Below are 12,634 nucleotides of genomic sequence, written 5' to 3' on the forward strand. Positions count from 1 at the left end.
ATATTTCTATCACTTTTGAAGTCTAAATTCCGAAAATAAATCAGGCATTTCTCCTGATTCAATATCATACACATGCATAAAAGCCGACTCTCCGGACAGCTCTAAAATTACGTATGTTCTTTCCTTGCGCAGCCTAGGCAAAAGAATGCTTCCCGGGTTTATAAACAACATATCATCAATCATTTCAGCACCAAGGACATGGGAATGTCCAAAGCAAATAATATCAGCGTTCACTTCTTTCCCGCGATAGCTGAGGTTTAATAAAGAACTTTTAACAGAGTAGCGGTGTCCATGAGTAACCAATATCTGTCTGTCACCGACTTCTTCAAGCCTTTCTTCAGGAAACCTTCTATCAAAATCACAATTTCCTCGTACCGCCCGAAAATGCTCCAAAATGGGGTCAGAACTTGAAAGCTCAGAGTCTCCACAATGAAGCATGATGTCCACTTCATCCCCGTGCTTTTCAAGCAATTTTTCAAGCTCTACTTTAGACCCGTGACTGTCACTGACAATCAGAATTTTGGTCATGGCCTCTCTTCCCTTTCTAAAACGATATCAAGCTGCTCTTCTAATTTTCTTAAGGCATTAGCACGATGACTGATTAGATTTTTCTCCTCCGGAGATAGCTCTGCCATTGCCTTTCCTTTCTCCACTACATAGAAAATCGGATCATAGCCGAATCCGTTCGTACCTCTTCTTTCTTTCAAAATCAAGCCTTCACATGTACCGGAAAATAGTAAAGTTGGCTGATTGGGAAACGCAACAGCAAGGGAACAGTAAAACCTGGCAGTCCGTTCATTATCCCGGACGCCTTCCAACTCTTTAAGTACTTTGTCCATGTTTGCTTCATCGTTTTTTTCCTCGCCTGCATAACGTGCCGAATATATGCCTGGCCTGCCGTCTAAAGCATCTACGATCAAGCCTGAATCATCAGCAATAACCATCTTGCCCAATTGCTTAGAAACAGTTTCAGCCTTTAATACAGCATTTTCTTCAAACGTTGAGCCCGTTTCCTCAATTTCGCCTATTTCAGGATAATCAAGAAGGGTTTTTACCTGAAAACCCTTTGACTTGAACATCGATTCAAACTCTTTCGCTTTTCCTCTGTTTTTTGTGGCAATAATAACCTCTTTCACTTAACTTTTCCTCTCTTTGCCTTCTCTATTTTGTTTAATTAGGTTTGAAATTTTATCTCCAAGCACTTCTTGTTGAATTTCAAATAATTCCATAAGCCCTTCCTGCGCTACTTTCAATAAATCCTGCAATTGCCCATAGGAGAAGGTAGATTCTTCACCTGTTCCTTGCAATTCAACAAATTCCCCGCTTCCGGTCATCACTACATTCATATCTACTTCCGCTTTTGAGTCTTCTACATAATTCAAGTCCAATACAATTTGTTTATTTTCGAGAATCCCTACACTTGTTGCTGCAAGAAAATCATTTACGGGATACTTTCCAAGCGACTTTTTTTCATAAAGCTTATAGAGTGCCATAGCCATAGCTACAAACGCACCGGTAATCGCTGCAGTTCTTGTCCCGCCATCTGCTTGAATAACGTCACAATCAAGCCAAATTGTTCTTTCTCCAATGTTCTCTAAATCTACAACTGCCCGTAAAGCTCGGCCGATCAGCCGCTGAATTTCCATCGTGCGGCCTGACACTTTGCCTTTTGAAGATTCCCTTATGTTTCTTTGTTCAGTCGCTCTTGGAAGCATCGAATATTCTGCCGTAATCCATCCTTTTCCTTCCCCGCGCATGAACGGCGGAACCCTATCATCAATACTTGCCGTACAAATAACTTTCGTGTCTCCAACTGTAATAAGGACAGAGCCTTCAGGATGTTTCAAAAAATTCGGTTCAATATGTATCGTTCTTAATTGCATTGATTCTCGGCCATCAACACGCATGTAAAGTCCTCCTTCAGTTTGGCAATGCCTAAATTTAAAAAGACTGCCAAACGCTTTTCAGCATTAAAGAAGAGGCGGCATGAAATGCCAACCTCTTACGTTGTCATAATATAGTATAGCAAAAATGATTTATTAAAAACTACCTGTGTTCACTTTTTCAGGACGGGATACAGGTTCTGTAAGCTTTTCGCCGTTTTCATTTACTATTTCTGTTTTTCCCTTCACCTTTATTGATACGCTTTCAATTCCTTTTTGTTCTGTTAAAGAAAGAACGAGCGAGTTCAACACATGCTGGGAAATCATTTTATCTTTAAAGCTTCCATAAATAGCATCATTAAAATTTAAAGTAACATTTCCATTTTCCATTTTTGGTTTATCCAATAGCTTTGCATCCGGATTGATTTCGCTTAGTAGAGGCGAGCCATTTCCCGGCCCTTTAATCAGTTCAGAAACTGCTGCTACAATGCTGTCTTTCTCCGTATTTTCTACACGACGAGTGACAGGAACATAATAATAAGAATCTTCATCCCCGCCAAGATAATAGACGGTTACAGCTTTCGAATTTGTAATGTCTGCCACATCAGTCGTATCCATGTTTATTCCATCTTTTCTGCTTAACTCTCCGCTGATTGGGGTTCCGTTAACCGGCATCTCTGTTAACTCTTTTCCGTTCATTTGGATTTTTACTTTTTGAACAGAATCAAATTGAGTTAACGTCCATGTAATAGACTGCAGGATTTTTAATTCATCCTCTGGTTTGTAGTTGGCAAATTCTTTGGAGAAATCAACAACAGCCGTCCCATCTTTTATTTTTACCGTCATTTTCGTATCAGCCGGCAATACAGCCCTGAATCCATTAGGAAGAAGTTCTGAAACCGGCCCTTGATCAACTAGGTATTCGAGCGCTTGTTTCGCTACACTTTTCGTTTTTGGAAGAGCCAATGTTTGCGGAACAACATATCCATCTTTATCAATTAAGTAAAGCTCTGTTTTAACTGTTTCTTCCACCGCTTTTTCTTGTCCGGCTGTTTCTTTCTCTTTAGCGCCTTTTTCTTTTGTTACCGCTGTTTCTCCCTCTTCTAAATAACTTACATCTTGAGGCGGATCTATCTTCTTCGCTTCACGGCTTAACAACCCGCAACCTGACAAAATAACTGATAAAAGAAAAACAGCAAATACAAGGGTTGTTTTTTTATTTATAGACATAATATCCCTCCTGATACAGTTTGTACTACATGTATACGAGCTTTCGAATAAAATAGACCGCCTTTCACAAAAAAAATGAATATTTTCACAAGGAATTTTTCGCAAAAAAAAACTGGCTCAATCCTCCATGGCATATTAGCCGCCACGATAGATGAGCCATCTAGATAAGACACCGTATAAAATGTAAAGGGCCAGACCCCTCTAATACAGTGGGAGTCCGGCCCTTATGAGTCAGCCACTTTATCCAAGCTTTATCATACTTACGTTTTCAATCGGTTTTCCAAGCCACTGGGAAGCAATTTTTGTGAAAATGCCTGTTGAGCCTGTCGTAAAAAATTGATGGACCGGCTCTTCTTTGCTTTCACGCAGGAGCCCGTTATGATGAAGAATCGTACTCATTTCCCTTGCCGTTTCTTCACCTGAACTGATTACATTTACGCCTTTTCCCATGAAATTTTTTATTAAAGGCTCTAAAAGAGGATAATGGGTACATCCTAATATAAGCGTATCAAGATCTTTGTTTCTTAAGGGCTGTAAAGTCTCGGCAACAATTTTTTTGGCCACCGGTCCGAAATATTCACCGCTCTCAACAAGTGGGACAAATTTCGGACAGGCAAGGCTTTTGACCGTTACTTGGTGATTTATAGATTTCAATGCCTTCTCATAAGCCCTGCTTCTAACGGTTCCTTCTGTGCCAATAACTCCGATTCTTCGGTTTTTTGTTACTTTTATTGCAGTTCTTGCTCCGGGATAAATTACCCCGATAACCGGGATCGGCAGCTCTCGACGAATTTCATCGAGGGCGACAGCTGTAGCTGTATTGCACGCAATAACGAGCATTTTAATATTTTTCTCAAGCAAAAATCTGGTCATCTGCCAAGTAAATGTTTTTACTTCTTCACTTGTCCTCGGACCATAAGGGCACCGTGCTGTGTCCCCAAGATAGAAAATCTGTTCATTCGGCAGCTGACGCATGACTTCTTTGGCAACCGTCAATCCGCCAACTCCCGAATCTATGATGCCTATTGGTTGTTTCAAACATCTCGCCTCATTCTTCACGCATATCTTGATGCAATCTTGTTAAATTATTTTTCAGTGCAATTACTTCTTCAACTGAATAATTTCTTAATACTTCCTGCAAATATGCCTGTCTTTTTTTGATTACTTCTTCAATGATCCTGCCGCCTTCTTCAAGGAGATGAATGCGGACGACTCTCCTGTCATTTGGATCCTTTACCCTCATAACGAGTTTATTTTTTTCCATCCTGTCAACGAGATCTGTAGTTGTGCTGAATGCAAGATACATTTTATTTGAGAGTTCACCGATTGTCATGTCACCTTCTTCAAAAAGCCATTGCAGCGCCACAAACTGGGGAGGAGTAATGGTATAATTGCTTAAAATCTCTCTTCCCTTTTGTTTAATTATGCCGGATATGTATCGTAATTCTTTTTCAATATCTGCTACAATTTCTGCTCCATCGTTTTTTCGCAAATCTTCCAGCCTCATTTCAACACAACTCCCATTTACTCTTTCACGATTCTCACGGCTTCTCTTATTTTCTATCTTTTTTCATTAAATTTCAAGAAGGAAAAATTGGCTTTGTTATTTTTTAGTTTGAATTAGTCTTTTCATGCTTGTAAACACAAGGATAATCAACAGAATTTTTTGTCATTTAAAATATTTAGAACTAATAATATAAGAATGAAAGATTTCTCTGCGGCACTTTAATTATGAAAGGCGTGTGATGTATGAAGAATAAGGAAACAAATGCAAATCAAGATGGGCTCATTGCCCGCATAGGTTTCTCACTTGCAAATTGGAGTGAAAAGTGGTTCCCGGATGCTTTTATTTTTGCTGCGGTTGCAGTTGTTTTCATTTCAGTTGTTGCTCTTATTATGGGAAGAACTCTTGTTGACATTGGAGTCGATTTTGGTGCCCATTTTTGGGATCTAATTCCTTTTGCTATGCAAATGGCTTTTATCATTATTACCGGTTTCGTCGTAGCTACTTCAAAACCCGTTCATAAACTAATTATCAGGCTTTCTCACATCCCTAAGACACCAAAGGGTGCAGTTGCCTTTGTAGCCTTCTTTTCCATGGCTGCATCTCTAATAAGTTGGGGTTTTAGCTTGATTTTCAGCGGAATCCTTATTAGGGAAATTAACAAGAAAGTAGATGGTGTCGATTACCGGGCGATCGGCGCTGCAGGATACCTCGGGCTCGGTAGTGTTTGGGCGTTAGGACTTTCTTCTTCAGCAGCATTGTTGATGGCAACGAAAGCTTCAATCCCTTCCGCATTATACGAAATCAGCGGTACGATTTCAATGTCAGAAACGATTTTCACTTGGCAAAATTTGATCATGATCGTTGTTCTGATCATTTTGTCAGTTGGAATTGCTTTTTTATCTGCCCCGAGTGAGGTGAAGGCGAAGACTGCCGAAATGGCTGGTATTGATTACGGTAAAATGGAAACTTCGGAAGTGAAATCCAGAGCTGAAAAGCCGGGAGAGTGGTTAGAATACAGTCCATTTTTAACCCTTGTTTTAGTTCTTATCGGTTCATTTTATATCATTCACACAATAAAAAATAAAGGACCGGTCTCTGCACTTGATCTTAATAATTATAATTTTATGTTTTTAATGTTAGGTTTGCTTTTGCATTGGACACCTAGAAACTTCTTGAATGCCGTCGCAAAATCGATTCCTGCAACTGGCGGTGTACTGATACAATTTCCTCTTTATGCAGGGATTTTCGGAGTTTTAATGAACTCAGGACTAACTGAAAAATTAGTGAAGTTCTTTCTATCCATCTCAACTGAAAATACATTTCCGATCATTGTCGGAATCTACTCAGCTCTTCTTGGGCTTTTTCTCCCATCAGGCGGAGGGAAGTGGATCGTTGAAGCTCCATACTTGCTTGAAACCGCAAAAGAATTACATGTCAACATGGCATGGGTTGTACAAGTATATAATGCGACAGAAGCTCTGCCCAACTTGATAAATCCTTTCTGGATGTTACCATTAATGGGTATCATGGGTGTTAAAGCAAGAGATCTTGCTGGATATTCTATTTTACAATTGATCTTCCATATTCCGGTTGTACTTTTCTTAGTTTGGATTTTGGCAAAAACATTGCCGTATGAACCACCGATCTTCCAATAATTCAATGAACAATATTAGTATATTAATACTGCAATATTTAATATCTTATTTTATCCTCCAATAAAATGTTTTAACCGGCTTCCCAAAAGGATAGCCGGTTTAGATTAAAGCTTTAGTTCTCCCATTCGAAGGAGCTCTACAACAGCTTGTGAACGCCCCTTAACACCAAGCTTTTGCATTGCATTTGAAATATGATTCCGAACCGTTTTTTCGCTTATAAATAATTCACTAGCTATTTCTTTAGTTGTTTTATCCTGTACTAACAGTTCGAATACTTCCCTTTCTCTTTTCGTGAGTAACGGTTTGTGCGTATATTCATTTTCCTTCAAGTATTGTAACCCTCCTTGCCTTCGCCAGCTATGAACCGCGGGGTGGGTATATATTTAGTCACCATATCATATGTGAATGAATGAAACAGAGTGACTATATTCGCTGAAAGGATGAGGGTTTTATGAAAAATGTGCAGAAGCTTATCCTCTTATCTTAAATTCCAGATGATCAGCAAGCAGTTTTCACATTTTCAAGGTACAATGTCTCATTTTAACTTATTGCACACAAAATAAGGCTGACCCATGAGAGCCTAGCTCTTATTTTGGATCAGCCTCTTGATTGTTAAACTTCGTCGCTTCCAAAGAAATTACGGAAGGCCTGGATTGTTGTATCACGGTTTAATGCTGCAATTGAAGTTGTTAAAGGTATGCCTTTAGGACATGATTGAACACAATTTTGTGAGTTACCGCAGTTAGCAAGACCTCCGTCTCCCATGATTGCCTCAAGGCGTTCTGCTTTGTTCATTGCGCCTGTTGGGTGGGCATTAAATAAGCGAACTTGCGATAATGGAGCAGGACCGATAAAGTTTGACTTGCTGTTTACATTTGGACATGCTTCAAGACAAACACCGCATGTCATACACTTAGATAACTCATATGCCCACTGGCGTTTTTTCTCCGGCATGCGCGGACCAGGTCCAAGGTCGTATGTGCCGTCAATTGGAATCCATGCTTTCACTTTCTTCAATGAATCAAACATGCGGCTCCGATCAATCTGTAAATCACGAATAACTGGAAATGTCCGCATTGGCTCAAGGCGGATCGGCTGTTCCAGCTGATCTATAAGAGCTGTACAGGATTGCCGCGGTTTTCCATTAATGACCATTGAGCAAGCTCCGCATACTTCTTCCAAACAGTTCATATCCCAAGTTACCGGTGTTGTTTTTTCGCCTTTGGCATTCACCGGGTTCCGGCGAATTTCCATTAAAGCGGATATAACATTCATATTCGGACGATAAGCAATTTCAAATTCTTCTTCGTAAGGGGCTGAATCAGGATTATCTTGGCGTGTGATGATGAAACGCACAGTTTTTGTTTTAGTCTCAGACATGCCTTATTGTTCCCCTTTCTTTTTCGAATAATCACGTTTACGAGGCTTGATCAAGGATACATCTACATCTTCGTAATGGAAAGCAGGCGCTGATTGTTCGTCAACAAACTTTGCCATCGTTGTTTTTAAGAAATTTTCATCATCACGTTCAGGGAACTCAGGCTTATAATGGGCTCCCCGGCTTTCATTACGGTTATATGCCCCTAATGTAATAACTCGTGCTAATTGCAGCATATTTTTCAGTTGTCTTGTAAAGACTGCACCTTGGTTGCTCCATTTAGCAGTGTCATTAATATTGATATTTTCATAACGCTCTAATAGCTCAACGATTTTCTCATCTGTTTTTAACAACTTATCATTGAAGCGGACAACGGTTACGTTATCAGTCATCCATTCACCAAGCTCTTTATGAAGTACGTAAGCGTTTTCTGTACCATCAAGAGACAAAATATGATTCCACTTTTCTTCTTCTTGCTTCACATATCGGTCAAATAATGAAGAAGAAATAGCATCAGAACTCTTTTCTAAACCGTTAATGTATCTGATCGCATTTGGTCCGGCAACCATACCGCCGTAAATCGCAGATAATAACGAGTTTGCTCCAAGGCGGTTTGCACCATGTTGTGAATAATCACACTCACCGGCTGCAAATAATCCTGGAATATTTGTCATTTGATCATAATCAACCCACAGACCGCCCATTGAATAGTGAACGGCAGGGAAAATTTTCATTGGCACTTTGCGAGGGTCTTCACCCATGAACTTTTCGTAGATTTCGATAATTCCACCTAGCTTAATGTCAAGTTCTTTTGGATCTTTATGGGAAAGATCGAGATATACCATGTTTTCTCCGTTGATTCCAAGTTTTAAATCAACGCATACATGGAAAATTTCCCTTGTTGCAATGTCACGCGGAACAAGGTTTCCGTATGCCGGATATTTTTCCTCAAGGAAATACCATGGCTTACCGTCCTTATAAGTCCATACACGTCCACCTTCACCGCGCGCAGATTCACTCATGAGGCGAAGCTTGTCATCCCCCGGGATCGCTGTCGGGTGGATTTGAATAAATTCCCCGTTCGCATAGTAAGCTCCTTGCTGATATACAATCGAAGCAGCTGAGCCGGTATTAATAACAGAGTTCGTTGATTTGCCGAAAATAATCCCCGGTCCGCCAGTTGCCATAATAACCGCATCCGCTGGAAATGCCTTAATTTCCATGCTAGTCAAATTTTGAGCTACAATTCCGCGGCAGATTCCTTCGTCATCTAAAACTACTCCAAGGAATTCCCATCCTTCATATTTCGTAACAAGACCTGCCACCTCATGCCTGCGTACCTGCTCATCCAATGCATAAAGCAGCTGCTGTCCAGTTGTTGCTCCTGCGTATGCTGTGCGGTGATGCAGTGTTCCCCCAAAACGGCGGAAATCCAATAATCCTTCCGGAGTACGGTTAAACATAACACCCATCCGGTCCATTAAATGAATAATCCCTGGCGCCGCTTCACACATCGCTTTTACCGGAGGTTGGTTAGCAAGGAAATCTCCTCCATAAACTGTATCGTCAAAATGTTTCCATGGAGAGTCGCCTTCTCCTTTTGTATTAACAGCTCCATTAATCCCACCCTGGGCACAAACAGAGTGAGAACGTTTAACCGGTACTAAAGAAAACAACTCTACCGGAGTTCCTGCTTCAGCAACTTTGATCGTTGCCATTAAGCCAGCCAGACCGCCGCCGACTACAATAATCTTTCCTTTACTCATTGAGGCTCACTCCTATTCGTAGTCCGTCCATTTTTCGTTCTATTATCCTGAGTCTTCTATTGAATAAATGCTGTAAGCGCACGAATTCCAACAATTGATAGAGCAACAAAGATTCCTAACGTTACATATGTTGAGATCTGTTGGGAACGAGGCGATACTGTAATTCCCCAGCTAACCAGGAATGACCATAATCCATTCGCGAAATGGAATATAGCAGAAATCACACCAATTAAATAAAACCAGAACATGAACGGAGATGATAAAATATTCTCCATCATCTGGAAGTTAACTTCTGCTCCTAAAGCTGCTGCAACGCGTGTTTCCCATACGTGCCATGTAACGAAAATAAGTGTAATGACCCCGGAAACGCGCTGGAGCAAAAACATCCAGTTCCGAAAAAATCCAAATCTACTTACATTATTTTTCGCAGTAAATGCAATATAAAGTCCGTAAATTGCATGATACAAAAGCGGTAAATAAATAACAAATATTTCGAGGAAAAGACGGAATGGCAGACTCTCCATAAAATGAGCAGCTCTGTTGAAAGATTCTTCTCCTCCAGTAGCAAAATGGTTTACTACAAGATGCTGTGTAAGGAATAGCCCCACCGGAATTACCCCGAGCAATGAATGAAGCCTGCGGTTAAAAAATTCTCGATTTCCTGCCACGAACTTATCCTCCTTGGTTTTTGACTGATGTTCAGGTTCTCTCTCCGCTCCCCTCTGTCGGAACACAACCTCATCATCATTGTATAAATATTTTTTACATTTATGTGACATGTTCATTTTACTCCCATCAACAAAGAGCGTCAAGAAAACGGATACAAAAATTCATTTAAAAAAATAAAATTTTTTTGAAATATATTGATATTATGAATATTATTTGCAGCATCTTTTATCTCTAAATTTTCGGATGAAAATTTAATTATATTAAAATAACAAAAAAATTATCTTTCACTTCTACTCTTTTTCTATAAATATGTGCTATTTTTGCATGTAAATTGTATATAATATATTCATAGAAAGAGGGGAGACCATTGAGTGAATTATCAGCGACAACGAAACCGACGGATACAGATTCTCCTGTTGTTTCTGCTTTCGGTTATGAATTAATACGAGATATTCTTCTGCCAGAGCTGCTTGGAAATGATGCACCCGAAATTTTGTATTGGGCTGGGAAACGATTGGCGAGGCAATTCCCGTTAGAAAATTTCGATGAAGTGTGCGTTTTTTTTCAGAAAGCAAGCTGGGGAACTCTGATAATAACAAATGAATCCAATAACGAACTTGAAGTAGAATTAACAGGCGGCTTAATTTCTCAAAGACTGCAGTCAAAAAAAGATATCTCTTTTCAGTTGGAAGCGGGATTTATTGCCCAGCAAATTGAACAGCAAAAAAAAGTAATTGCTGAAGCGTTTGAACACCCTCGTAAAAAGGGATCAAAGGTGCTAATAACGGTTAAGTGGGACAAAAAAGACGTCGTAAAGCCATGATTTATGGATAAAGGCTGACCCAAGACTAAGAGCCAGGCACTCTCAGTTACTAAATATTAAAAAACATGATTACTGTTTCTACAATATTTAGTAACTGCAAACGCGAGCCAGGACCTTATGGGTCAGCCTCAAGTTTTTCTTTATAATATAGGCGTTAGCGTTCCGATTTAACAGCGGATCCCGACAGTTCAAATGCTTGATGAAGCGCTTCTACTGCCTTGATCATCTGGCTTTCTTCAACAACCGTCGATACTTTTATTTCTGAAGTGCTGACCATTTTCACTTGGATTCCATTTAAAGCAAGCACTTCAAACATTTTAGCTGCGACTCCAGGGTTAGAGATCATTCCTGAACCGACAATCGATACTTTTGCTAATCCCGTTTCCGATTCAATCCCTTGGTAGTTAAGCAAATTTTTATTGTTTTCGAGGACGGCCATTGTTTCTTCTAAATCGTCGCTCTTTATGGAAAAAGATAAATTTGTTGTTTCAGCATCAGTTGCACTTTGGATGATGATATCAACATTAATGCGATTTTGAGCAAGTGTCGTAAAAATAGTAGATAAACTCGTTAATGAGTTTGGCAATCCAAAAACTGTTACTCGAGTGATTTCATCTTCAAAAGCTACTCCCCGGACAACAAGATTTTGTTCCATTGTTACTTCCTCCTCAATGATCGTCCCTTCTTCTCGTTCCATACTGGAGCGCACCTCCAAAGTAATTCCGTAATTTTTCGCAAATTCTACTGCTCTTGGATGAAGGACGCCCGCACCAAGATTCGCAAGTTCAAGCATTTCATCATATGAAATAGAAGCAAGCTTCCTAGCCGACTTTACATAGCGCGGATCTGTAGTAAAAACTCCAGTAACATCGGTGTAAATATCACATTTTTCGGCTTTCAAAGCCGCAGCAAGTGCTACAGCCGTAGTATCGGATCCGCCTCTCCCAAGAGTCGTAATTTCTCCGTGCTCATCAATACCTTGGAAGCCGGCAACTACGACAATTTTTCCTTCGTTTAGCTGTTTTTGAATTTTTTCGGTTTCGATATTTAATATTCTCGCGTTCCCAAAAACAGGTTCAGTTGTAATTCCTGCCTGCCATCCAGTATAGGAAATGGCCTCATAGCCTTTTTCATTCAATGCCATAGCCAAAAGCGAAATCGTCACTTGCTCTCCGGTTGTAAGAAGCATATCCATTTCGCGCTTTGGTGGATGTGCTGAAATTTGTTTTGCTAAATCGACAAGCTCATCTGTTGTCTTCCCCATTGCAGAAACAACCACAACAACGTCATTTCCGTTCTTTTTTTCTTCAATTACCCGATTGGCAACGTTTAAGATGCGCTCAACGGAGCCAACAGATGTTCCGCCAAACTTTTGGACAATTAATCCCACTTTTTTTCCCTTCTTTCTATGAAATTAATCAAAGAAGTGCCGCCATTTTATGTATAACTAGCTTTCTCAATGAAGCTGTTTTTAATTTAATAAAAAACAGCAATGAGAAAGCTACCTCATTGCTGTGGATAACGTAGTAAAATACGCAGACACAGTGAGATAGCTCTCCAAGGCGGCACCGCCTTGACAATCCGGCATCTCTTAAATGCAGGACCAGCAAAGAAAAAAATGAGTTTTTCTTCACTTCGGCGAACGTTCCCTTTCAAAGCTTTTCATTGAAGCTCATTCTTCTCCAAGCTTTTACTGATGAAGTTCGCACCTCTATCTTCACTT

At 40.0% G+C, this 12,634-nt stretch carries 13 protein-coding genes and 1 riboswitch; of the genes, 2 read left to right on the top strand and 11 right to left on the bottom strand.

Translation table 11 applies throughout. The annotated features are described in order from the left end of the window. Positions 1-9: 9 nt before the first annotated feature. The 6 genes from BMMGA3_RS12330 to BMMGA3_RS12355 form a co-directional block, all read right to left on the bottom strand. Positions 10-528: a metallophosphoesterase gene (locus BMMGA3_RS12330; protein WP_003347549.1), complete on the bottom strand. Its 519-nt coding sequence runs from the start codon at positions 526-528 to the stop codon at positions 10-12. Next, positions 525-1,136 carry an XTP/dITP diphosphatase gene (locus BMMGA3_RS12335; RefSeq protein WP_003347548.1) on the bottom strand — a complete coding sequence of 204 codons (612 nt, stop codon included), beginning with the start codon at positions 1,134-1,136 and terminating at the stop codon, positions 525-527. The genes BMMGA3_RS12330 and BMMGA3_RS12335 overlap by 4 nt, the downstream gene beginning before the upstream one ends. Next, the gene (gene rph / locus BMMGA3_RS12340) at positions 1,137-1,907 is read right to left on the bottom strand and encodes a ribonuclease PH (RefSeq protein ID WP_003347547.1); all 771 of its coding nucleotides are present in this window, start codon (positions 1,905-1,907) and stop codon (positions 1,137-1,139) included. Between the two features lie 132 nt (positions 1,908-2,039). Then, positions 2,040-3,113 (bottom strand): GerMN domain-containing protein, encoded by a 1,074-nt coding sequence (locus tag BMMGA3_RS12345; RefSeq protein ID WP_003347546.1) that lies wholly within the window; start codon positions 3,111-3,113, stop codon positions 2,040-2,042. 240 nt (positions 3,114-3,353) lie between these two features. Then, positions 3,354-4,151, bottom strand: a complete 798-nt coding sequence (gene racE, locus BMMGA3_RS12350; RefSeq protein WP_003347544.1) for a glutamate racemase — start codon at positions 4,149-4,151, stop codon at positions 3,354-3,356. A gap of 10 nt (positions 4,152-4,161) precedes the next feature. Then, a complete protein-coding gene (locus BMMGA3_RS12355; RefSeq protein WP_003347543.1) occupies positions 4,162-4,620 on the bottom strand; it encodes a MarR family winged helix-turn-helix transcriptional regulator in 459 nt (152 codons plus the stop codon). Positions 4,621-4,862: 242 nt separating this feature from the next. Here BMMGA3_RS12355 and BMMGA3_RS12360 point away from each other — a divergent pair, with 242 nt between their 5' ends. Continuing rightward, positions 4,863-6,275 carry a short-chain fatty acid transporter gene (locus tag BMMGA3_RS12360; protein WP_003347542.1) on the top strand — a complete coding sequence of 471 codons (1,413 nt, stop codon included), beginning with the start codon at positions 4,863-4,865 and terminating at the stop codon, positions 6,273-6,275. Between the two features lie 104 nt (positions 6,276-6,379). Here the strand turns inward: BMMGA3_RS12360 and BMMGA3_RS12365 are convergent, their stop codons facing one another. From BMMGA3_RS12365 to BMMGA3_RS12380, 4 genes are all read right to left on the bottom strand, one after another. Further along, positions 6,380-6,604, bottom strand: coding sequence for a helix-turn-helix domain-containing protein (locus BMMGA3_RS12365; protein WP_003347541.1), 225 nt, complete (start codon positions 6,602-6,604; stop codon positions 6,380-6,382). A 283-nt stretch (positions 6,605-6,887) separates the two neighbouring features. Then, positions 6,888-7,655 carry a succinate dehydrogenase iron-sulfur subunit gene (sdhB, locus tag BMMGA3_RS12370; protein WP_003347540.1) on the bottom strand — a complete coding sequence of 256 codons (768 nt, stop codon included), beginning with the start codon at positions 7,653-7,655 and terminating at the stop codon, positions 6,888-6,890. Positions 7,656-7,658: 3 nt separating this feature from the next. Continuing rightward, on the bottom strand, positions 7,659-9,419 hold the full coding sequence (gene sdhA, locus BMMGA3_RS12375; RefSeq protein WP_003347538.1) for a succinate dehydrogenase flavoprotein subunit: 1,761 nt from the start codon (positions 9,417-9,419) through the stop codon (positions 7,659-7,661). Between the two features lie 56 nt (positions 9,420-9,475). Then, the gene (locus BMMGA3_RS12380; protein WP_003347535.1) at positions 9,476-10,087 is read right to left on the bottom strand and encodes a succinate dehydrogenase cytochrome b558 subunit; all 612 of its coding nucleotides are present in this window, start codon (positions 10,085-10,087) and stop codon (positions 9,476-9,478) included. 368 nt (positions 10,088-10,455) lie between these two features. Between BMMGA3_RS12380 and BMMGA3_RS12385 the strand changes: the two genes are divergently transcribed. Then, positions 10,456-10,911 (top strand): YslB family protein, encoded by a 456-nt coding sequence (locus tag BMMGA3_RS12385; protein ID WP_003347530.1) that lies wholly within the window; start codon positions 10,456-10,458, stop codon positions 10,909-10,911. Between the two features lie 154 nt (positions 10,912-11,065). Here the strand turns inward: BMMGA3_RS12385 and BMMGA3_RS12390 are convergent, their stop codons facing one another. Beyond that, on the bottom strand, positions 11,066-12,301 hold the full coding sequence (locus BMMGA3_RS12390) for an aspartate kinase (protein WP_003347528.1): 1,236 nt from the start codon (positions 12,299-12,301) through the stop codon (positions 11,066-11,068). Positions 12,302-12,453: 152 nt separating this feature from the next. Then, a riboswitch (Lysine riboswitch) is annotated at positions 12,454-12,633 on the bottom strand. Position 12,634 lies beyond the last annotated feature (1 nt).

The sequence above is a fragment of the Bacillus methanolicus MGA3 genome, from assembly GCF_000724485.1.
In the GTDB taxonomy this organism is placed as follows: domain Bacteria; phylum Bacillota; class Bacilli; order Bacillales; family Cytobacillaceae; genus Bacillus_Z; species Bacillus_Z methanolicus_A.

Bases quoted from the DNA above. Each gene is read 5' to 3' on its own strand.
- sdhA (WP_003347538.1), bottom strand. From the start codon at position 9,419: ATGAGTAAAGGAAAGATTATTGTAGTCGGCGGCGGTCTGGCTGGCTTA.
- BMMGA3_RS12330 (WP_003347549.1), bottom strand. From the start codon at position 528: ATGACCAAAATTCTGATTGTCAGTGACAGTCACGGGTCTAAAGTAGAG.
- BMMGA3_RS12345 (WP_003347546.1), bottom strand. From the start codon at position 3,113: ATGTCTATAAATAAAAAAACAACCCTTGTATTTGCTGTTTTTCTTTTA.
- BMMGA3_RS12360 (WP_003347542.1), top strand. From the start codon at position 4,863: ATGAAGAATAAGGAAACAAATGCAAATCAAGATGGGCTCATTGCCCGC.
- rph (WP_003347547.1), bottom strand. From the start codon at position 1,907: ATGCGTGTTGATGGCCGAGAATCAATGCAATTAAGAACGATACATATT.
- sdhB (WP_003347540.1), bottom strand. From the start codon at position 7,655: ATGTCTGAGACTAAAACAAAAACTGTGCGTTTCATCATCACACGCCAA.
- BMMGA3_RS12355 (WP_003347543.1), bottom strand. From the start codon at position 4,620: ATGAGGCTGGAAGATTTGCGAAAAAACGATGGAGCAGAAATTGTAGCA.